This is a genomic window from Nodularia sp. UHCC 0506 (genome assembly GCF_034931045.1).
Taxonomy (GTDB): domain Bacteria; phylum Cyanobacteriota; class Cyanobacteriia; order Cyanobacteriales; family Nostocaceae; genus Nodularia.
This window is the reverse complement of the sequence record NZ_JAYGHH010000019.1, coordinates 58,425-78,918: the sequence shown is the minus strand read 5'-3', so window position 1 is coordinate 78,918 and position 20,494 is coordinate 58,425. Positions and strand designations below refer to the sequence as shown.

Annotated in this window: 18 protein-coding genes and 1 pseudogene; 4 read left to right on the top strand and 15 right to left on the bottom strand. The window is 41.0% G+C overall.

Features of this window, described 5'->3' with window-relative positions; translation table 11 throughout:
- Positions 1-110 precede the first annotated feature (110 nt).
- From fabD to VB654_RS13110, 6 genes are all read right to left on the bottom strand, one after another.
- Complete coding sequence (fabD, locus tag VB654_RS13135; protein WP_323214214.1) at positions 111-992, bottom strand: ACP S-malonyltransferase; 882 nt, start codon at positions 990-992, stop codon at positions 111-113.
- Between the two features lie 271 nt (positions 993-1,263).
- Positions 1,264-2,256, bottom strand: coding sequence for a beta-ketoacyl-ACP synthase III (locus VB654_RS13130; RefSeq protein ID WP_323214213.1), 993 nt, complete (start codon positions 2,254-2,256; stop codon positions 1,264-1,266).
- A 112-nt stretch (positions 2,257-2,368) separates the two neighbouring features.
- The gene (gene plsX, locus VB654_RS13125) at positions 2,369-3,394 is read right to left on the bottom strand and encodes a phosphate acyltransferase PlsX (RefSeq protein WP_323214212.1); all 1,026 of its coding nucleotides are present in this window, start codon (positions 3,392-3,394) and stop codon (positions 2,369-2,371) included.
- Between the two features lie 177 nt (positions 3,395-3,571).
- On the bottom strand, positions 3,572-5,047 hold the full coding sequence (locus VB654_RS13120; protein WP_323214211.1) for a leucyl aminopeptidase: 1,476 nt from the start codon (positions 5,045-5,047) through the stop codon (positions 3,572-3,574).
- Positions 5,048-5,203: 156 nt separating this feature from the next.
- Positions 5,204-6,340, bottom strand: coding sequence for a hypothetical protein (locus VB654_RS13115; RefSeq protein WP_323214210.1), 1,137 nt, complete (start codon positions 6,338-6,340; stop codon positions 5,204-5,206).
- A gap of 90 nt (positions 6,341-6,430) precedes the next feature.
- Complete coding sequence (locus tag VB654_RS13110; protein WP_323214216.1) at positions 6,431-6,616, bottom strand: N-6 DNA methylase; 186 nt, start codon at positions 6,614-6,616, stop codon at positions 6,431-6,433.
- 161 nt (positions 6,617-6,777) lie between these two features.
- On the opposite strand from VB654_RS13110, the gene VB654_RS13105 reads away from it, so the two are divergent.
- Positions 6,778-7,560 carry a DUF3825 domain-containing protein gene (locus VB654_RS13105; RefSeq protein WP_323214209.1) on the top strand — a complete coding sequence of 261 codons (783 nt, stop codon included), beginning with the start codon at positions 6,778-6,780 and terminating at the stop codon, positions 7,558-7,560.
- 164 nt (positions 7,561-7,724) lie between these two features.
- On the opposite strand, the gene VB654_RS13100 is transcribed toward VB654_RS13105, so the two are convergent.
- From VB654_RS13100 to VB654_RS13080, 5 genes are all read right to left on the bottom strand, one after another.
- Positions 7,725-8,183, bottom strand: coding sequence for a hypothetical protein (locus tag VB654_RS13100; protein ID WP_323214208.1), 459 nt, complete (start codon positions 8,181-8,183; stop codon positions 7,725-7,727).
- 132 nt (positions 8,184-8,315) lie between these two features.
- A complete protein-coding gene (locus VB654_RS13095) occupies positions 8,316-8,510 on the bottom strand; it encodes a hypothetical protein (protein WP_323214207.1) in 195 nt (64 codons plus the stop codon).
- Entirely contained in the window at positions 8,503-9,072 is a 570-nt protein-coding gene (locus VB654_RS13090) for a zeta toxin family protein (protein WP_323214206.1), read from the bottom strand. Before VB654_RS13090 ends, VB654_RS13095 begins: the two co-directional genes overlap by 8 nt.
- Before the next feature lie 214 nt (positions 9,073-9,286).
- Positions 9,287-10,108 carry an alpha/beta hydrolase gene (locus VB654_RS13085; protein WP_323214205.1) on the bottom strand — a complete coding sequence of 274 codons (822 nt, stop codon included), beginning with the start codon at positions 10,106-10,108 and terminating at the stop codon, positions 9,287-9,289.
- A 244-nt stretch (positions 10,109-10,352) separates the two neighbouring features.
- The gene (locus VB654_RS13080; RefSeq protein ID WP_323214204.1) at positions 10,353-11,078 is read right to left on the bottom strand and encodes a lysophospholipid acyltransferase family protein; all 726 of its coding nucleotides are present in this window, start codon (positions 11,076-11,078) and stop codon (positions 10,353-10,355) included.
- A 379-nt stretch (positions 11,079-11,457) separates the two neighbouring features.
- On the opposite strand from VB654_RS13080, the gene metG reads away from it, so the two are divergent.
- The 3 genes from metG (at position 11,458) to lptC (ending at position 15,118) form a co-directional block, all read left to right on the top strand.
- A complete protein-coding gene (gene metG, locus VB654_RS13075) occupies positions 11,458-13,059 on the top strand; it encodes a methionine--tRNA ligase (protein ID WP_323214203.1) in 1,602 nt (533 codons plus the stop codon).
- Positions 13,060-13,229: 170 nt separating this feature from the next.
- Positions 13,230-13,859, top strand: a complete 630-nt coding sequence (locus tag VB654_RS13070; RefSeq protein ID WP_323214202.1) for an NYN domain-containing protein — start codon at positions 13,230-13,232, stop codon at positions 13,857-13,859.
- Entirely contained in the window at positions 13,859-15,118 is a 1,260-nt protein-coding gene (lptC, locus tag VB654_RS13065) for an LPS export ABC transporter periplasmic protein LptC (protein ID WP_323214201.1), read from the top strand. The genes VB654_RS13070 and lptC overlap by 1 nt, the downstream gene beginning before the upstream one ends.
- Positions 15,119-15,269: 151 nt before the next feature.
- Here the strand turns inward: lptC and VB654_RS13060 are convergent, their stop codons facing one another.
- The 4 genes and pseudogenes from VB654_RS13060 to VB654_RS13045 all read right to left on the bottom strand — a co-directional run bounded on the left by VB654_RS13060 (position 15,270) and on the right by VB654_RS13045 (position 20,090).
- Positions 15,270-16,604: a D-alanyl-D-alanine carboxypeptidase gene (locus VB654_RS13060; RefSeq protein WP_323214200.1), complete on the bottom strand. Its 1,335-nt coding sequence runs from the start codon at positions 16,602-16,604 to the stop codon at positions 15,270-15,272.
- A gap of 105 nt (positions 16,605-16,709) precedes the next feature.
- Positions 16,710-17,780: an LOG family protein gene (locus tag VB654_RS13055; protein WP_323214199.1), complete on the bottom strand. Its 1,071-nt coding sequence runs from the start codon at positions 17,778-17,780 to the stop codon at positions 16,710-16,712.
- Positions 17,781-18,260: 480 nt separating this feature from the next.
- Positions 18,261-18,602 (bottom strand): annotated as a pseudogene (trxA, locus tag VB654_RS13050) (thioredoxin); the annotation flags it as partial.
- A gap of 324 nt (positions 18,603-18,926) precedes the next feature.
- Complete coding sequence (locus VB654_RS13045; RefSeq protein ID WP_323214198.1) at positions 18,927-20,090, bottom strand: GuaB3 family IMP dehydrogenase-related protein; 1,164 nt, start codon at positions 20,088-20,090, stop codon at positions 18,927-18,929.
- Positions 20,091-20,494: the final 404 nt, after the last annotated feature.

The window sequence follows — 20,494 nt, the reverse complement described above, 5'->3', positions numbered from 1 at the left end:
CAACTTGAACATCTTCCCACATATCAAATAAATCCCCTTGTCAATAGGGTTTGAGACGCGCTACCCCTGCTATTTAAAAGAAAGATAAACTATTAGCAATGATCAATACTCTAAACTGGTAATTCCGCAGCATTACGAACATTTTTTAAGGTTAAGTCAGGAGTGGTGCGTTTAATCAAATTAGTTAGGACATTACCAGGACCAATTTCCACAACTTCCTCAATACCTTGTGTTGGTAATTGCAGAGAAATTTCTCGCCAGCGTACCGAACCGGTCATTTGTTGGCTGAGACGCTGTTTGAGTATTTTGGCATCAGTAGATGGCATTGGTTCTACATTAGACATGACTGGTAGAAAAACTGGCTGAAATTCCACTGCATCTAGAATATCTTGAAACTCCGCCGCCGCAGCTGCCATAAAGGGTGAGTGAAATGCCCCAGAGGTTCTTAAGGGGATAGCACGTTTGGCTTTCACTTGGGATATAACTTTTCTGACAGCTTCTGGAGTACCAGAGATGACCACCTGAGCCGGACTGTTATCGTTTGCCAAAACTGCATCTGGTGTCTGAGCTAGAACCGTTTCCAACTGTTCACGGTCAAAATTCATTAAAGCTGCCATCATTCCACCTGCGACACTATCCATAAGTTCTGCCCGACGCTTGACTAGGTGTAGCCCTGCCGACCACTCAAATGCACCTGCAATGTAAAGAGCAATATATTCACCCAAACTGTGACCAGCAACTACATCTGGTTTCTGTCCTCGTTCCCGGAGGATATCAGCCAGGATACTTTCTACCACATAAAGACTTGGCTGTGTGTAGAGCGTCTGTGATAACTTTTCTTCTTCGCTTTGACATAGGTCTGTGACAGACCAACCCAAAATCGCTTCAGCTTGAGCAAATTTATCTTTGGCGCTTGGTATATCTAATAAGTCAATTCCCATTCCCAGCGCTTGAGAACCTTGTCCGGGAAACACCCATGCAGTTTTAGTCATTTGTCGTTAGTCGTTAGTCATTGGTCAAAACAATTCAAAATTCAAAATTATCAATTCAAAATTGCAATCAGTAGGGGCTTGTACCCAGAATTAATCAATTCAAAATAAATCTTCTTCTTAATTTTACATTTTGTTCGCGCAGTGTCTCCGATAGCGCAGCGTGGCGTTAGCCATAGGAGATATTTTGAATTTTGAATTCAAAAAATGGTCATTAGTGATTGGGAAGTTACCGTCTTTTCCCCCTGCTCCCTGCCCCCTGCCCCCCTGCCTCTTATCTTCCCCATTGAAATATGGCTGCGCCCCATGTGAGTCCTGCACCAAAACCTGATGTAGCAATGATGTCGTTCTGTTTGATTTTGCCTTGTCGCACAGCTTCGTCTAGGGCTAGGGGAATAGAGGCGGCAGAAGTATTGCCGTAATTGGCGAGATTGCTAATTACTTTGTTTTCGGGAATATTTAGGCGTTGGGCAACGGAATCAATAATCCGTTGATTTGCTTGATGTAAGATGAGCCAGTCTATTTGGTCAACAGTGAGATTAGCTTGAAATAAGGCTTTATCAATAATTTCTGGGACTTTTTGGACAGCAAAGCGATAAACTTCTTTGCCGTTCATGGTTATGGGTTGATAATGACCTTTAGTAATATTTACGTCTGAGAGTAATTCTTGGGCAGAAGGGGCATAAGCAAGATTGAGGTAGTGGTTTTGCGTACCATCACTTTTTAGAGAAAATCCTAATAAGCGATCGCTTTGATTCCCTTGCAATACTACCGCCCCAGCACCATCACCGAACAAAACACAAGTCCGTCGGTCTTCCCAATCTACCCAACGAGAGAGGATATCTGCCCCAATTAACAGTACATTTTGGTAAACACCTGTTTTGATATATTGGGAAGCTGTAACTAGCCCAAAGACAAAGCCGGAGCAAGCAGCTGTCAAATCAAAGGCTACCGCTTTGGTTGCTCCTAATTGAGCTTGAATTTGACAAGCCGTGCCAAATAAGTCATCGGGGGTGGATGTGGCCAGCAAAATCAAGTCCAGGTCTGTGGCTTTAATTCCGGCAGAGGCGATCGCTTGACTAGCCGCAGTAGTAGCAAGCATACTCAAAGACTCAGATGGTAGTGCCAAACGCCGTTGACGAATTCCGGTTCTGGTAGCAATCCATTCATCTGAAGTTTCCACTAATTGCGTCATCGCCTCGTTAGTGAGGGTATTTTTTGGTACTGCTGAACCACTGCCTGTAATTGCTATGCCTAACTTTTCCACTCCGATTCTCCCCAGCTATAAGCATTTTAGTCATTAGTTATTAGTCATTAGTCCTTTCCTGTTGACCAATGACCTTTTTCCAGCTATTGATCGCTAGTTTTGTGGCTAATATCTAACTGGTTTCCTGTTCTATGATTTCATATTGGGACTGGAGTCTTTGCAGCACCTGATTATCTACAGCTTCTTTTGCCATGCGAATGGCATTAAAAATAGAAGGCGCTTGAGAACTACCATGTCCAATAAAACAAACTCCGGCAACACCTAAAAGCAACGCACCACCATGTTCGGCATGATCCATGCGCTGTTTAACTCGCTTCAGGTTAGGTTTTAAAATTGCTGTGCCGATTTGACCGTGTAATCCTTGGGGTAATTCTTCCCGCAAGATTTGCAGAATCACCTCACCCACTGCCTCGGCAAATTTTAATAACACATTGCCCACAAAGCCATCACAGACAATTACATCAAAGTTACCGGAAAGGACATCACGTCCTTCAGCATTACCAATAAAATTAATTTGGGAATTTTCCCTGAGTAGTTGGTGGGCGCGTAGTGCTACTTCATTACCCTTAGTGTCTTCTTCACCAATATTCAGCAAACCTACGTTTGGTTTGGGAATACCCAATACATATTGGCTATAAGTTGACCCCATGACAGCAAATTGCTCTAAAAATTTAGGGCGGCAGTCTACATTTGCGCCAACATCAAGTATCAGTACTGGTTTACCAGATTTGATTGTGGGAAAAACCGTGCCAATAGCTGGACGGTCAATTCCTGGCAATCTTCCGAGGCGAAGCAAAGCGGCTGCCATAGCTGCCCCAGAGTGTCCCGCAGAAAACACGGCATCTGCTTGCTGCTGCTTAACTAAATCCATCGCCACATTAATAGAAGCCTTGCGTTTGCGTCTAACTGCATTCAAAGGCTCCTCATCCATTGCGATCGCTTCCTCCGCAGGAACGATCTCTACCCGCTCCAAATTAGTTTTTGGGGGCAAGGCAGATGCAATTTGTTGGGGATCACCAACTAACAGTACTTTTACACCCAATTCTTCACTTGCGCGTAGTGCGCCAGCAACGATTTCACCGGGTGCATGATCCCCTCCCATTGCGTCAATTGCTATCCGTACACCAGTCGATCCCATTGCTTAGAGCTACTAGAAACCTTACAAATTTTACCAGATGGCTTTGCTGAAAAACCGGAAGTTTCTGACTACCGTATTATTCATGTCACTATTGCAACATATTTTAGGAAAAAAAGCATTTATTTGGGGATTGGGGAGAAGAGGGGGAGAATGTTCTCCCCACACTCTGCCTAATTTCTACTGTCCTAAGATCCAATTAACTAAGGTTCGCACACCGTAACCTGTAGCCCCTGGACTGTTGTAGCCGTTTTCTTTATCTGTCCACACTGGGCCAGCAACATCTAAGTGCGCCCAAGGGGTGTCTTTAACAAATTGTTTGAGGAAAAGTGCCGCAGTAATAGAACCACCACCACGAGGCCCGGTGTTTTTCATATCCGCAATCCCGGATTTTAGCCCTTCAAAATATTTTTCTTCCATTGGCATCCGCCACAGTTTTTCTCCAGCGCTTTGGGCAGCTTGTTCTAGTTGGGCGGCTACAGCATCATCAGGAGTAAACAAGCCAGCAATATCATCACCCAAGGCTACAATACAAGCACCTGTGAGGGTGGCTAAATCAACGATCGCATCTACTCCTAATTTATCTGCATACACTAAAGCATCAGCTAGGGTCAAACGTCCTTCAGCGTCGGTGTTATTCACTTCTATTGTTTTGCCATTTGATGCTTTGAGGATGTCGCCAGGGCGCATGGCACGACCGCTAATCATGTTTTCTGTAGCGGCTGAAATGAAGTGAACTTCTACATCTGGCTTAATTTGGGCGATGGCTTTGGCTGCACCCAAGGTAGTACCTGCACCACCCATATCCATTTTCATGGTTTCGATGCCGCTACCAGCGCCTTTAATATTCAATCCGCCGGAATCGAAGGTTAAACCTTTACCAATAATTGCTAGTTTGCGTTTTGGTGTGCCTTCAGGTTTGTAAGTGAGGTGAATGAATTTTGGTGGCAGGTCTGAAGCTTGGGCAACTCCTAAAAAAGCTCCCATACCAAGCTTTTCGCAGTCTTCCCGTTCTAAAATTTGAATTTCAATGCCGTGTTCATTGGCGATCGACTGGGCTGTTGTTGCTAAGGTAATAGATGTCACTTCATTGGGTGGTGCTGCTACCAATTCCCTGGCTAAATTTACTCCAGAAACGATTTGATTGGCGAGGATAATGGCTGCTTCTTGCCCACCTAATCCTAGTAAATCTACTGTTTCAATTTTTCCGCCTTTATCTTCTGGCTCAGACTTAAAGCGAATGTCTTGATAAAGAGCTAATTGTATACCTTCGGCGATCGCCTGAGCAGTTTCCGCAGCCTTGTTATCCCACAATGGCAAACTTAAACCCAGGTTTTTGCTTTTTTGCTTTTTTGCCACCCTAGCCACAGCAGCAGCAGCGCGCCGCAAGGTTTCTAGTTTTAAGGCTTCTGGTTTCCCCAAACCAACTAAAATTATTTTACGGATAGGGCTACCAGCACTGACACGGGTGAAAATGGTGCTGTAGGCTTTGGCTGTAAATTCTTCCTCGGCAATCAGTTCTTTTAAAACGCCGGCAAACTGCTCATCTAATTTTGCCAGTTCACCAGTTAACTCTACTGCATCTTCAAATAATCCAATTGCCAAACTATCGCCTGACCACTCTAGTAGAGGCGTGTTACTAGGTTGAATTTTCATTTTGTGAATTTATCTAAATTTTCCTGCTTTTACCAGTATTACTTAAAATTCTTTTTTCTTTGGTGAAGTCTCTATTAAGCAACGCCATACCCTGTGTAGGGACGACGGATATATTTTCTGTAGAGACGGCGATTTATCGCGTCTCTCCAACCGTCATCATGTATTTGACAGACTACTAGGGTTTATTTGGGAAATTTTTTCACACTGAGCTAATAAAGGACTCGCCAAATCAGGATTTTCTTGGGCAATTTCTTGACATCTAGCTACTAAAGCAATGGCAAAATCAGGGTTAAGTTGTTGTAATAGCTGATCTAAAGGCTGGGGTGATTTGATATTTTCAGCCATTTCTTGCAATGATTCATCACTCAAATTAGCAGCTTTTAATTCTGGTAAAATTTCTTCCCAAGTCTTCTGAGGATAACTGGCGAGGATCATTTGCACTAAAATCTGATCCATAATTGCTTCTTGCGCCAAAGCAGTTTCCAGATATTCTTCACTTTCAGCCTGTAAAGTGGCTAAAGTTTCTGGGGAAGTCAGAGAAGCGGATTCATTTAGCTTGGCTTCATAAAATCGACAAGCTGCATATCCTAAAGAATAGATCATTGTGGCATTGGAACTAGTGGCGATCGCCGCACCGGCAAAAGGCACATTTCGCAGCAAACCTAAACCGCCCAATCTTAAAAGGCGACCACCACCCAAACCCAAGCCAAAAATTCCTAAAACTTCACCCTTGCGGGCGGGATCTTTTAAATCTAAACCATAAACCGCAGCAATTTCATAAATCATTTCTGACTGTAATTTAGTGGTTGCAGCCAAATCAATAGCCAACAACGCCGCCGCTACGCCTGGCAAAATACTACTAGCTAGACCAATCCCCCCGGCTTTTCTGGCTTTATCAACCATAATCCTGTGGGCGATTTGACTGGGTGATTCATCAGGATACTTTTGCTTCAGCTGATTTACAGATGCTTCCGCTTTTTCCAAATCGACACTTTCACTAGGGCTAATTAACCAATTCAGATTTAATAACCCAGTTAGTTTTCTCACAAACCAATTTTCGCTAATGTGATTAACTACATCACCAGTGGTTTGAGTACCTTTTTCAATTAATTTATAGGTTTCCTTTACAGCGACTACTCCCGCCCCAATGGATGTATCTAAAACTATTTTGCCAGCTTCGGCGGCAGTCTGGGTAATTACTTCTCCTACCTTACCCACAGCCTCGCATACAGATTTATGATCTGAATTATCTGATTGGTTTACCTCTATTTCTGGTTTGGATGTCTCTGTCATTGTTAAGCACCATATTAACAGCCTGTTGTTCCATTTGTAACTAATATGGCTGGGGCTGACATCCTCCAGAATGAGCAAATTTCAGATGAATTAATCGCCGATCAGATTTGCATTGGTTGATACATCTAACTCTGTTTTACTTTCTAGATTTTCAGTAATACCTTGGAACAGTTCTATGGACTGAATTAATGCCCTGGGTGTAAAATACTGACCTGCACCACCCTTGACATCTTCGGCGTTCTTTTGTGATAGTGCTTCGTAAATTTCCCCTTTGATATCAATATCTAAACCAATCCAAAGAGTTTTTGAACGATGTTTGAGGATTAGTTAGCCATTAATACTCATCTAACCTTAATTTTTTAGGACTCAAGCGTTACATGACACTTGGTTACTTTTACTGTAAAATGTATGTGCAAATACAGCGAAAAAGAAAACACATGAGCCAAGATCCTTACTATCTGCCACAGTCATTCTATGATTTTGCCTTCATGCCTCGGTTTGATGATAATATTGAACATCTCGCTGAACTTGCAGAACCAGAAGACTGGGACTACAAAAATACTCCTAGTGATAAGCTAAAACCCATATTACATAATTTTATAAAGTATACATACAAAAGAATTGCAGAGGAAAAGAAAGTAGCGGTTTCAGCAAATGAACAATATGCGTGTTGGAATACTGGTCTAATTACTCCTAATCAAGAGCCTATATATATTCTTTTTGAGAAAAATAGGCTAGATAATGCTACTACATATTGGCATTTTTCTAAATTTGTTCGCAGAGGGGAATGGGGACTCAATAACTTCTCATCTTTGCCAGAAATGGCACATTACTTTGAAGACCCTTCTTGTTTGGTTTACAACACTCGTAGAGAATTAAGAGCAAATATTGAACATATAGTTGAGGATAATAAAAATCGTTTTCCATCATCATTTCAAGGAATGCCTAATTATGGGTTACAGAATAATATCAAAGGAGCAGTTGACAGTGCTATAGAGCGTGTTAAAAGAAATTATAAAACTGCTATTCCTCAATACTATGAAGGTAACATTCAGTTGCTTCTTCCTCTTTGTTTAACAGACCCAACTAAAGCAGATTTAGCTCTTGTTCTTGAAAACTTTAATGATTTTTATCGTGCATCAACTTGTTTAACTCTTGATATGGCTTATAATAATGCTCGTCAAATAACACGACCAGATCGTGAATGGTTAAAACCTTAATCATTAACAGTTTGTAATTTATGAGGTTGTTTAGATTTTGGTAAATATTGTACCCCATCCATCTTGAAAACTTGTAAACGGCAATCGTAGTGATAATATCTATTATCTCGTTTTTCGGCAGTGTGTCAGTTGGCTCTAATTGTACCCGTTAAATTAATTGCTTTTTATTTTGATGTTTGATTTATGTATATTTCTCTAGCAGTTTTTAATACTTCAATGCCTACAACTGGACTAAGTAATATCACTATCATCTCATCACATTTATGCCTGACATCGATAGATGTAATTTCATGTTCATGGAGAAAATAATATACTGAAATTACATTGTTGCAAGATAAAGCAGCAAAATATAAAAATTCTTTGCTTTGATGTTGGTAAGCTAGTGTAGAAAACAACATCATTAGGTGAAAATTTAATAACAGATTGTTTTCATTATCTAATGTTTTCTGTATTTCATTAATTAAATCTCTTACTTTATGGAGATTATTAATGTTTATTGTACTATCTGCAATAGATTGAAGAATTTGGGGATACAAAGGATTTGTAACATAAGAAAATTCGTTAGATTTAATGGTTTCTATATACTTTGTAAATCTTTTAATTAACTTGTTAACAGCCGACATATTTTTAAGGTATTTTAAATTTTATAAGTTTTAAAAGTACACATTAGCGCAAAATCAAGCATTTGCAAACATTTCTGTAACATCACTTTACAACGTGTCCCAATTTGCGCGTATCCAGGCTATACCCCTAGTTTATTCATTTGATGTCAAAGGAGGAATTTGTTCAGCAGTTAATGTCACAACTTGGCCATCTTGCCAAATGCTGATTGATTCTCCTAATTTGCGGTGTTTTTCTATAGCTTTAGCAATAGCGAGTTTCACACCTGCATCAATTTGGCTAGATAATTTCTCAGGAATTGGTTTATTTAGAGAAATTGGCTTATTCATTAGTAGTTATTTGACTCCATAGTGGGGGTTGATAAATTATAAACTCTTGATTAAAAGGGCGTTCAGCTATTATCTGCAAAGTTGGATTAGAGTTATCGTAAACAATCCATCTATCGCACAAGGGTAAGTATAATTCAATTAAGTTCTTTCTACCCCGTTCGTAGCGACGGCGAATAGTATCTTCAGGGATGTTGTGACCGCCACTTTCTACCCGTCTGCATACCCGTGCGATGGCTAATTCGGGACTTTGTAACCAAAAGTAAATTAAGTTGATCATATAACCTTTGTCTTTACATTCTCTCAAAAATCGGGCAAAGTTACGAGCCGCTAAAGTTGTTTCAAAGGCAAAATCAGCTTCAGCATTCACCAGAGTTTCTAGTCTTTCTAACATTAATCGTCCCGCTTGTATGGCTACAGATTCCGGGTTAAAAGGAGAAAGTCCGGCGGCTATTTCATCGGCGTTGACGTATTCAAATACTTCGAGGAAGTAGGGAAGAATTTGTAAAGCGGCGGTAGTTTTACCAGAACCGTTTGCACCGCCGATAATGTAAAGATTGGGCATTATTCCCCCTGTGCTTTCGGGTTACGGTGGGTTACGCTGCGCTTTAGCGGAGCCATGCCCCTTGTGCTATACTCACCCTACAAATTGAAGTTGAAAAGTCTAATTGATTACAAGCACAGCACGGCGTAAATAGGCATACTATTTTAGTAAGTTCAAAATACCAAAATACAAGCCTTTTGACTTTTGACTTTTGACTTCCGCCTTCACGGAGGTACTAGCCCTTAGTTTCTAACTCCTGAGATGCTTTGATTTGATGTTCAACAAAATTTTGTTCTCGTAAGATTTTATAGAGATTAATATTGTGTTCTAGTAAACAGGCGTGTCCACTGTCAGGTAATACAGCTAATTTGGGGTTAGGTAAAATATTTACCAAGCGTCTGGCTTCGTTGACTGAGGGTAACAGGCGATCGCTTGCACCAGCAATGAGCAAAACAGCTTGAGTTAGTTGGCGTAACTGCTCTTCAGTCACATTAAATTCCTTCAATAAAGACAATCGCCATGTAACTGTAGCTGGGGGTACAGACTGCATGGTTTTCAGCAGTTCGTGACGCACGTGGCGGGGAATACGTGCTAAGGATGCTAAAAAGGGTAATAACCCTAGTGCGCCCAGATCATAAAAGCATTCTGGAACAAAATAAGTAAATTGGGATGTCCAAGTTAACCAAGGGCGCAGCTGAAAGGCTGATGCTGGATTAATCAGGATAATCCGCTTAAATAACTGTGGTGCTTGGGTCGCTACTTTCATCGCCAAACAACCCCCAAAGGACTCGCCACACAGGTAAACTGGTCGGTGTGAGCTTTTTTCTAATTCGGCATGGATCAAGTCTAAGACGTTGTTGCTTAACACTTCCCAGGTGGTGAGGTCTTGTCTAGGAATCGCTAAACACCGGACATCAAAGCCAACCTCTAAGCCCGCAGTTTGCGATCGCAATAATTCTCCAGTTCCATCTAATCCTGGTAAATACACAAACAAAGGATACTCTAGTTGGACTCGGTTAGGAGTCAGGAAACACGGCTTTAGCTCAACTTTTGGCATTGTAAAATTTAAATTCAACTTTTGGGTTTTATGATAAGATAATATCGTGTGTAGCAAAAGCCACATTGAATAGAACTTAAATAGCTAAGATTAACTCAATTTTAAAAAAGTATTACTTAAACATCCTGTCACAAATAGACGAACCAATTTTAAAATATTCCTGAAAAACTATTTGTGCTGCTGACTATAAACATCCTCTAAAAACTCAACTGCATTATATATATCTGTGACATTATCCCACTCTCTAATAACAACCTTGATCTAGTAAACTGGAAATTTCATCGTGGCAATGTTCCGTTAGTTCAGTCACAACATTTTTGGCTTGTTTGCCGTGATATTTTTTCTGATGTTGTGGTGTAATCCAATAAGGGCGACCAACTAACACAGCCACCCGATTATATATAACCAAGGGATGTAAACCTGGTTGATTAAATAGAGGTTCTGAAGGGTCAAAGAAACTTAACAATCGCAGAGGTAAGCCATAAGTATTGATTTCTTGTAGGGAGGCGATCGCAATTGGTAAAATTACCAAATCTTCTACATTTGATCGCAAAGCTAAATGAGCAAATCCTCTGTGAAATTCACCAACTTCATTGGGCTGGGTAGCTGTTACCATTGGCCGAGTTCCTTCAGGAAAAACACCCACCATCTGCTTTGATTGCAAAATTATCTGCGACTGTTCAAAAAAGCTTTGCTGCCGGCTGGGCTGATCCTCTAAAGGAAAGCATCCCAATTGTCCTGTGACAATCTCCCGCATCAGTGGCACTTGTCCCATATAGTGATGACAAGCAAAGCGAATTGGTCTGGATAGCGCCGACATTAAAATCAGTGCATCCATAAAGCTACGATGATTACTGACTACTAAAACACTACCATCCCTGGGAATGCGATTTTCGTGATAGCGGAAAATTTGCGTTGATAACGCCGCCAGGAAATAGCGAGAAATATCCAGGGGACTATTTGGACTCATGGGTAATTAATATATTTTTTCCAAAAACGTCGCCGATGATCTTGACTTAATTTTTACATTTCTGTATTGATACTAAGGCAGTCTGAAGGCAGAAAAAATTTATCCATAAAGGTAGCTATACTTGCGAAATTTAAAGTACTGTATTCACAGTTACAATTAATATAATAGCAATCATTACAAATGGTTATCAGTAGATTAATTATGTCTTGTGAGTGTATGCTACCCACATTTATACACATCAATAAAAAATTCTTGTTATCAGAAATTTGCTAATATTAAGTTATGGTTTGTCAAACAAGTAGTAATATTATATGATTGCGTGGATTTACCCGTAAAAGTAAAATAGCAAAAGTTTTAATAATTTATTTTTTTATTTTGTATGGATTTAATGGAAAAAACAGAAAAAAGATTTGCATTGACAACACCCCTATATTATGTAAATGATGTTCCCCACGTGGGCAGTGCTTACACCACAATGGCAGCAGACGTGGTGGCAAGGTTTCACAGGCTGTTAGGGCATCAAGTATTACTGATTACAGGTACAGATGAACACGGGCAGAAAATTCAGCGTTCAGCAGAGAGTTTAGGGAAACCGCCACAAGAATTTTGTGATGAAATCGTGCCTAGCTTTATCAGCTTATGGCAGTTATTAAATATTCAGTATGATCGTTTTAGTCGAACTACCGCAAATCGTCATGAAGCCATCGTCAAGGAGTTCTTCTTGCGAGTCTGGGAGAAAGGCGACATCTACCAAGGAAAACAAAAAGGTTGGTACTGCGTATCTTGTGAGGAATTTAAGGAAGAACGGGAACTATTAGAGGGAAAGCGCTGCCCTATTCATACTAACAAAGAAGTTGAGTGGCGGGACGAACAAAACTACTTTTTCAGTCTATCTAAATACCAAACTCAACTTGAAGAGTTTTACCAGTCTCGACCAGATTTTATTCAACCAGAAAGTCGTCGAAATGAAGTCTTGAGCTTTGTCAGGCAGGGGTTACAGGACTTTTCCATTTCGCGGGTAAATCTAGACTGGGGTTTCCCTGTACCAGTTGACCCCCAGCATACCCTTTATGTCTGGTTTGACGCTTTGCTGGCTTATGTCACCGCATTACTAGAACCAGATGCAGAACCAACCTTAGCCAACGCCTTAGAAACTTGGTGGCCAATTAACCTACATCTAATTGGTAAAGATATCCTCCGATTCCATGCAGTTTACTGGCCAGCTATGCTGATGTCGGCTGGTTTACCCTTACCAGATCAAGTGTTTGGGCATGGTTTTTTGACTAAAGATGGTCAAAAAATGGGTAAGTCTCTGGGTAACACCCTCGATCCCATAGGGCTAGTTCAAAGTTATGGTAGTGATGCCGTTCGTTATTACTTCCTTAAGGAAATCGAATTTGGCAAAGATGGCGATTTTAATGAAGTTAGATTCATAAATGTTTTGAATGCAGATTTGGCCAATGACTTAGGTAATTTGCTAAATCGCACCTTAAACATGGTGAAGAAGTACTGTACTGGAAATGGATTAACAATTGCAAATGAAGCTATTAATGACAAAAATCCGTTGAAAGCGATTGGTTTACGTCTAGGGGAAGAGGTAAAACAAGCCTATGACACACTAGCTTTCAACCAAGCCTGCGAAGCTACCCTTTTACTAGTGCGAACCAGTAATAAGTTCATTGATGATCAAGCCCCTTGGTCATTATATAAACAAGGCAAGCAACAGGAAGTTGAAACAGTCCTGTACGCAGTTCTAGAATCTGTTAGACTAGCGGCTTATCTTCTTTCCCCAGTAATTCCGAATATCAGCAACGCTATTTATCAGCAACTGGGTTTTGGAATTGACTTTAATGATCAAATAAAAACTTCAATGCTTGCCCCTTTTTCGACCCATGCCCAATGGGGGGTACTCACCAGTGAACAATCGTTGGGTAAACCACAACCCGTTTTTAAGCGCATAGAAATTCCCAAAAACGATTAGTTTTTTTAATTTTTCATCATTTTTCGATTCTGTTCAATTTCTTAATTTTCTCAAAAAACTGATCGGGGCTGAATTTATTAGCTCCGAAACCTTATCATAAACCGTTCTAGCATAACATCTCAGTAAATTCGTATCAAATATAACAAGCATAATAATGAGGTATGACAACAATGTTGAATAATTTGGAAAGCGATTCAATTTTTACACCGGAACAAGTGTTAGAGAATCGAGGTCGTGTAGCTATATTCATTGATGGTTCCAACCTGTTTTATGCAGCACTACAACTAGGAATCGAAATTGACTACACGAAGCTACTATGCCGATTAACTGGCGGTTCTAGACTATTACGGGCTTTCTTTTACACTGGTGTAGACCGCACAAACGAAAAGCAACAAGGGTTTCTGTTATGGATGCGTCGCAATGGCTATAGAGTTATTGCTAAGGATTTAGTACAGTTACCTGATGGCTCAAAGAAAGCCAACCTGGATGTAGAAATTGCCGTAGATATGATGGCGTTGGTTGATTCTTATGATACCGCAGTTTTAGTCAGTGGTGATGGGGATTTAGCCTATGCAGTCAATTCAGTCAGCTATCGTGGCGTGCGCGTAGAGGTTGTAAGCTTGCGCTCAATGACTAGTGATAGTTTAATCAATGTGAGCGATCGCTATATTGATTTAGAAGCCATCAAAGAAGATATCCAAAAAAATCCCCGCCAAAGTTATCCATATCGACCTTTATCCAGTATGGGCTTTTTGGAAGATATCCGAGAGGCTGATCAAGAGTTAGAAATCCAAGACTAATGAATTATCAAAAAGTTAGGCAGAAAAAGAGAGTATATTATGCTGAAAAAGGGCAAAATCTACAAGGTTTATCCCAATTATTGGCATCAATATCTTTCAATTTTTTACAATTAAAAGCAAATTTGTTTTACCTGCCTTTAACTTTTTTATTGCTACTGGGATTAGTGGCTTGTGGGGGTAAATCCCCCACGGTTTCACAATCAGATGATGCAGATTTATCTCCCCAAGAAAGCAATTTAACCTTTTTTGATGTCACTTTAGAACAAGCCGATGAAGTAGGAAGGCCACTTTGGAAAGTGCGTTCTAAAAGGGCAATGTACACCAAAGAAAAACAAATTGGTGAGGCAGAAAATCCCGTTGGTGAATTATACCAAGATGGCAAACCTGTTTACAAAATACAAGCAGATAAAGCAGATATTGAACAGGATGGTCAGAGACTATTTCTCAAGGGCAAAATCCTGGCTACAGATCCTGTGAATGGTATTGTATTGCAAGGTAATGAATTAGAATGGTTGCCTCAAGAAGATTTATTAATTGTCCGTAACCAAATAAATGGTACTCATAAACAATTACAAGCAGTAGCGCAAGAAGCACGAGTTAAAACCCGCGAACAGCGCATAGAATTTTCTGGTGGGGTAATAGCCAACTCCGTTGATCCCCAAATGCAAATGCGAACTGAGCATTTAACTTGGCAAATTAAAGAAGAAATATTAATGAGCGATCGCCCCATACAAATTGACCGTTATAAAAATAATAAAATTACTGACCGTGGTCAGGGAGATGCTGCCAAAGTCAACTTAAACACTAAAATTGCTACTATTCAAAAAAATGCCCAGTTAAATTTAGTAGACCCACCCACGCAAATAGCTAGTGACTCTATGACCTGGGATATGAATGCAGAAACTGTAAAGACAAATTCCCCCATTACTGTTGTTCAGCGTGCCGAAAACGTAACTGTAACCGCCAACCGAGGCGCAATGAACATACAGCAAAAAATTGTCAATTTAGCAGGTAATGTCACCGCTATAGGTCAACGTCGTCAGTCCCTGAAATCTAATCAACTAAGTTGGTATCTGGACAAAAAATTATTAGAAGCGCAGGGAAATGTGATTTATCGTCAAGTTGACCCACCGATAAATTTTACAGGTGAAACAGCCATTGGTAATCTGCAAACAGAAGACATTGTAGTTAAAAGCGGTAAATCTGGACGCAGAGTAGTTACGGAAATTATTCCTAAAGATGCAGGGATCAGGAATTAGCAAGAAGCAAGAAGCAAGAAGCAGGGGTGTAGAGTGCAGGGGTAATGAGTTAGCAAAGTATCAGGAATTAAATGGGATTCCTAAATTACGAACTACGAATTACGTTAGCGAAGCTCCTCTGAAAGAGGCATTACGAATTACGAATTACGAATTACGAATTAATCTTCTTGCCTAACAAAATTTCGTTACGACTAGCTGCACCTAATTCCGGTGAAAAATATTTAGGAGAATGAGGAGTAATGCTAGGAGGAATATTGGGCGCTACTTCTAACTTTTTGAGCAGAGCTTGTAATAGCTTATCTTGATTAGCGCGGAAAGCTGGGATTTGGGGACCACGATTAATAATAGCAAACCAAACCAAACCGCGATCGCGTGTGGGGATGACTCCAGCCAAAGCACTCACCTCTCGCAAAGTCCCAGTTTTCATCACAGTTGCGTAAGGCATATTTCTATATTGCATTGTGCCGCGACGGTCAAATCCAGAAGTAGGAAACAAGTCAGCCACATTAATTTTATGGGTGTTTGCTTCTCGTTGAATTGCCATTAACATGGCACAAGCTGCTCTGGGAGAAATGCGATTATCTACTCCTAAACCTGAACCATTAATTAACTGAATTTCTGCCTCTGGTACGCCAGCAAATTTAGCAGCTTGCGATTGCATGACAGCAGCGCCTCCTACCGATGTCGCCAACATCTCTGCCATTGAGTTGTTACTGTAAACGTTCATTTCCTTAATTAATTGCTGCAAAGGTAAAGAACGACGACGCACTAGTAGGGTTCCTTGGGGGTTTGGCTGGGTTGCTAATTTCACAGTACCCGCAATCACAACTTGAGGTTTAGGTGTCCCCTTCGGCATGATTGAATGTATATAATTTGCTGGACGAGTCCAAGTTGTATGATTCAGTGCTTGCTTGAGCATTTGCCCAGCTAATGTAGGATTTGGCTCAAAATTCATCGCGAAATTGCCACTGATGAGCAGATTTCCCTTTACCTGCTTGATCCCCATTTTATTCAGTGTATTACCCAGTGCGATCGCATCTTCCCAAACAAACATCGGATCGCCACCACCGGTAATCACCAAATCACCTTGCAAGACCCCGTTAACTATTGGCCCTGTAGTGCTGACTAAAGTTTCAAATTGATGGTCTGGCCCCCAAGTTTTCAAAGCCACAAGAGAAGTAGCAATCTTGGTTAAAGAAGCAGCAGGCAGAGGTGTTGTACCTTGATGATTTGCCATCAACATCGGCCCTGACTGCATCCAAATTCCTTGACTCTCGGCTAAGTTTTCTGCCACCAGCTTTGAAGAAATCATTTCTTGCAAATATTGCTGGACTGTAGTGGAACCAGCAGGATTTGGGTCAGGTGCCAGAACCAAGCCAGGGCTACTTTGCCAAGCTAATGCTTGTAATGCTTCTGTAGGTTTAATTTGTACCCCAGCCATTTCCAGCCATACAGAAACTAAACCTGAACCCAATAATTCCAGCATACTTTCTTCCTTTGAATTGTTTCCTGTGCTAATATACAAGCTTTTTGAGGATAATCAGCAGGATGCGTTTCACGGTACAAGAACTCACCATCCCTTCGTTGAAATTTACTTCCTTTCTGGATGTGCCTTTTCTTCAATAGAAGTAGTACCCATCTGATTAATTAATGCAATCATTTGATACAAACGACCCAAATCACGTTGGTTAAAGTACAAAACCAAACGGGGTAGTTCCGCAGTTTCATCTTGGTTTTCTTGGGGCAGAGCCTGACTTTTGGCAATTTTCCCCTTCACCAGAATATCGCTAAAATTAGCATTTAAATTGTCTATCGCAGCATCTGATAAATCGGCGGATAGACGAATCACCAACTGCTCACCTACATAACGGCTAGAGTGATAAACTTGATAAAAACCAGTAATAGCCTTACAAGCTACTTCCAGGTTATCTGTCACGGTGTAAAGGCTAGGGTCTTCAGGACTCACAAGACCTTTCTGCACCAGCTGTTGATTAATATATTCGCTCCAAGACCGCCAGTAATCGCCACCTGGATGATCAATTAAAACTACAGGCACAGGGCCAAATTTACCCGTCTGGCTCAATGTCATACATTCAAAAGCTTCATCTTGAGTGCCAAAACCTCCGGGAAATAAGGCCACAGCGTCACTTTCTTTAAGGAGAAACAGTTTGCGGGTGAAAAAATATTTAAAATGAATCAGCTTCGGATCACCCTCAATAAATGGGTTCGCTTGCTGTTCAAAGGGTAGCTGAATATTTAAACCAAAGGAATTATCTCGTCCAGCACCTTCGTGACCAGCTTGCATGATACCGCCGCCACCACCTGTCATGACCATGAATCCTAACTGACAAACAGCGCGAGCAAATTCAAGGGCGATCTGATATTCTGGTGTTTCTGGCGATAAACGTGCAGAACCAAAGATAGTTACTTTGCGGATGTGTCGATAGTCATAAAATAACTGGAAACCTCGCTCCATATCTGCTAAAGCAGCAGACAATATTTTCCAGTCAAGACGTTCAATTTCACTCTCAGCTAAACGCACTATAGTAGCCAGTGCCTGCTGAATTAGTTGCTGATTTTTTAAAGTTGGTAAACGATCAAATAGTTCAGCGATATCCGCCTGAAGAGTCTCTAATGTGTCAAAAGACGCAGATGAGGTCATGAGAACTGTTACCACAATGGCATTACATTTTACCTGATTTTGGAATCCAGTTTACAACCACTTGACGCAGTGGTTATTTGAAACTCCATAGTTCTTGACTCTTAACATATTAAAGACTATTCATAATTTTTTAACGTGTGGCGAAAGTCCTCACTTTCAATGTATTTATCAGCCCGTGATTACAGAAGCCCCTAGTTCAGCCGTAGGCAACTAGGAGTAGTTCACCATGAAAAAGTACCTTTGGTTGAAAATTTACCAAGGCACTGGGTAATAGAAAAGATGAGATAGATGGTATGGAATTTTCTTAGCCCATAGCATAGGCTAGGCCAACAAAAAATCAAACAGGAGTTTCACACTGTTTACCACAATAAAAAGTTTTTTTGAGACGCGAGTTTTCGCGCCTCGCAAACTTCTTAACAAAGATTTACCTAAATCTAAAGTAAATGGCAGACTCAAAAGGATGGTGTTACCAATTGAGTTTCAAAGATATTTTTCCAAAGTCTGAGCTAATGTAGTTTTGGGTACTGCACCGACTACCATATCAACCTTCTGCCCATCTTTAAAAATCATTAAAGTGGGAATGCTGCGAATCCCATACTGACTAGCGACATTAGGATTCTCATCAGTATTGACTTTCACAACTTTTATTTGACCTTCATACTGGCCTGCTATTTCCTCGACAACAGGAGCTACCATGCGGCAAGGACCGCACCAAGGTGCCCAGAAGTCAACTAAAACTGGTACATCGCTTTCGAGTACTTCTTGCTTAAAACTAGAATCCGTAACTTGTTCGGCTGCTGACATGCCTAAAAACCTTTGCCAATTATATTTCTGAGTTTGGTGAAAATTCTACCATAGCAAAAACAGTACCTTAGAAGTCAAAAATGTACATTTGCAACGAAGTTAAAGAAATTATGGACAAACATAAGGAACCGCCCAGACAATAGTCCGGGCGGAGTGTGGTGTGAGGAGTGAACGGAAACATGCGTCTCCGCTATCTCTATTGTATGCGACATATTGAATTTTTCCAGAGATTGTTTAAGAGTCTGGAAAAAATTTTTTTACAAGAATTTGAGTTGAGGACTGGGGAATAGTAAAAAATTTATTTCTTATTAGTGATCCCCTTGTCCATATTCCTCACTTTCTTTATTTACCCATGCCTAATTGTTGGGCTTTTTGGTATACTTTACCTTCAGTTAGTAGGGAAGGAGCAATTACTACTTCCACTTGCTGCATTTCTTTAATGTTTTTGGCTCCTAATGTCCCCATGCTGGTCTTTAAGGCTCCCACAAGGTTATGAGTACCATCATCCAGTCCGGCGGGACCGATAAGTATTTGCTCTAGACTGCCAGTTGTACCAACGCTAATGCGGGTTCCACGGGGCAGGACTGGGCTAGGAGTTGCCATTCCCCAATGATAGCCTCTGCCTGGAGCTTCAGCAGCTCTGGCAAAGGGAGAACCAATCATCACACCATCGGCACCACAGGCAATGCACTTGCAAATGTCGCCACCAGTGATTAAACCACCATCGGCAATGATGGGAATATAGTTACCAGTTTCCTGATAATAATCATCTCTGGCTGCGGCACAATCCGCGATCGCAGTTGCTTGTGGTATGCCCACACCCAAAACACCACGAGAGGTACAAGCCGCACCAGGGCCAATTCCCACTAATACCGCAGCTGCCCCAGCTTTTAACAAATTCAACGTCACTTCATAGGTGACACAGTTACCCAAAGCCACCGGGATGGGCATAGAACGGCAAAAGTCCGCCAAATCGAGGGGAACTATCGACTCTGGCGATAAATGTGCCGTAGAGACTACCGTAGCCTGGACAAAAAACAAATCTGCCCCAGCTTTTGCCACTACCTCACCATATTTACTAGCTGCGGCTGGAGTAGCACTCACTGCTGCAATACCACCTTGTTGTTTAATTTCCTGAATACGTTGTTCAATTAATTCCGGCTTTATAGGTTCGGCATAGAGTTCTTGCATCAAGGCCACAAATTCACTTTTGCCGACGGAGGCGATTCGATCTAAAATCGGCTCTGGGTCAGCATAGCGAGTTTGGATACCTTCTAAGTTGATGACTCCTAATGCTCCTAACTGCGACAGTTTTACAGCCATCTTCACATCGACTACGCCATCCATTGCACTGGCAATTATTGGGATTTCTCGCTCAATATTACCAATAGTCCACTTCGTATCTGCCAGACTCGGATCGAGTGTTCTGCTACCAGGGACTAGAGCAATTTCATCAATTCCATAAGCTCTACGAGCTTTTTTTCCCCGCCCAAGTTGAATTTCCACGCTTTAACTTTTTTCAAATCTGTTTAAGCTAGGGTATCAAATTGTGAGGGGATTTGGAGCGATTTTTTTTGGACAGTAAGCACTAATTTTTAGAAGATAAGAGTTTGGGAAAAATTGTTAACCAACTCTTTATGAGTTTTCACACTATCAGTCTACAGGCTGAGGCTTGGGACTTAAAAAACTCAGTCCACTTAGTCCTAGTACAAGTCGTGGAGTCAATAAACAGACCATTCAAAATTAATGAACAGCCTAGATAATCAGACTTTTGATTTTTGACTTCCACCTTGCGGTACTAGATGGGAGTAACGGGTCTAAATCCCTGATTTAGCCTATTTCCTTGTTATCTTGGCTGGTGGTTGGTGTTGGGTTGTTAACTAAGGAAAGATTGTTGTTTGTGTCAGTTA

Excerpts from the sequence above, each read along its gene's own strand:
- fabD (WP_323214214.1), bottom strand. The coding sequence starts at position 992 with ATGACTAAAACTGCATGGGTGTTTCCCGGACAAGGTTCTCAAGCGCTG.
- plsX (WP_323214212.1), bottom strand. The coding sequence starts at position 3,394 with ATGGGATCGACTGGTGTACGGATAGCAATTGACGCAATGGGAGGGGAT.
- VB654_RS13120 (WP_323214211.1), bottom strand. The coding sequence starts at position 5,047 with ATGAAAATTCAACCTAGTAACACGCCTCTACTAGAGTGGTCAGGCGAT.
- VB654_RS13115 (WP_323214210.1), bottom strand. The coding sequence starts at position 6,340 with ATGACAGAGACATCCAAACCAGAAATAGAGGTAAACCAATCAGATAAT.
- VB654_RS13105 (WP_323214209.1), top strand. The coding sequence starts at position 6,778 with ATGAGCCAAGATCCTTACTATCTGCCACAGTCATTCTATGATTTTGCC.
- VB654_RS13100 (WP_323214208.1), bottom strand. The coding sequence starts at position 8,183 with ATGTCGGCTGTTAACAAGTTAATTAAAAGATTTACAAAGTATATAGAA.
- VB654_RS13095 (WP_323214207.1), bottom strand. The coding sequence starts at position 8,510 with ATGAATAAGCCAATTTCTCTAAATAAACCAATTCCTGAGAAATTATCT.
- VB654_RS13090 (WP_323214206.1), bottom strand. The coding sequence starts at position 9,072 with ATGCCCAATCTTTACATTATCGGCGGTGCAAACGGTTCTGGTAAAACT.
- VB654_RS13085 (WP_323214205.1), bottom strand. The coding sequence starts at position 10,108 with ATGCCAAAAGTTGAGCTAAAGCCGTGTTTCCTGACTCCTAACCGAGTC.
- VB654_RS13080 (WP_323214204.1), bottom strand. The coding sequence starts at position 11,078 with ATGAGTCCAAATAGTCCCCTGGATATTTCTCGCTATTTCCTGGCGGCG.
- metG (WP_323214203.1), top strand. The coding sequence starts at position 11,458 with ATGGATTTAATGGAAAAAACAGAAAAAAGATTTGCATTGACAACACCC.
- VB654_RS13070 (WP_323214202.1), top strand. The coding sequence starts at position 13,230 with ATGTTGAATAATTTGGAAAGCGATTCAATTTTTACACCGGAACAAGTG.
- lptC (WP_323214201.1), top strand. The coding sequence starts at position 13,859 with ATGAATTATCAAAAAGTTAGGCAGAAAAAGAGAGTATATTATGCTGAA.
- VB654_RS13060 (WP_323214200.1), bottom strand. The coding sequence starts at position 16,604 with ATGCTGGAATTATTGGGTTCAGGTTTAGTTTCTGTATGGCTGGAAATG.
- VB654_RS13055 (WP_323214199.1), bottom strand. The coding sequence starts at position 17,780 with ATGACCTCATCTGCGTCTTTTGACACATTAGAGACTCTTCAGGCGGAT.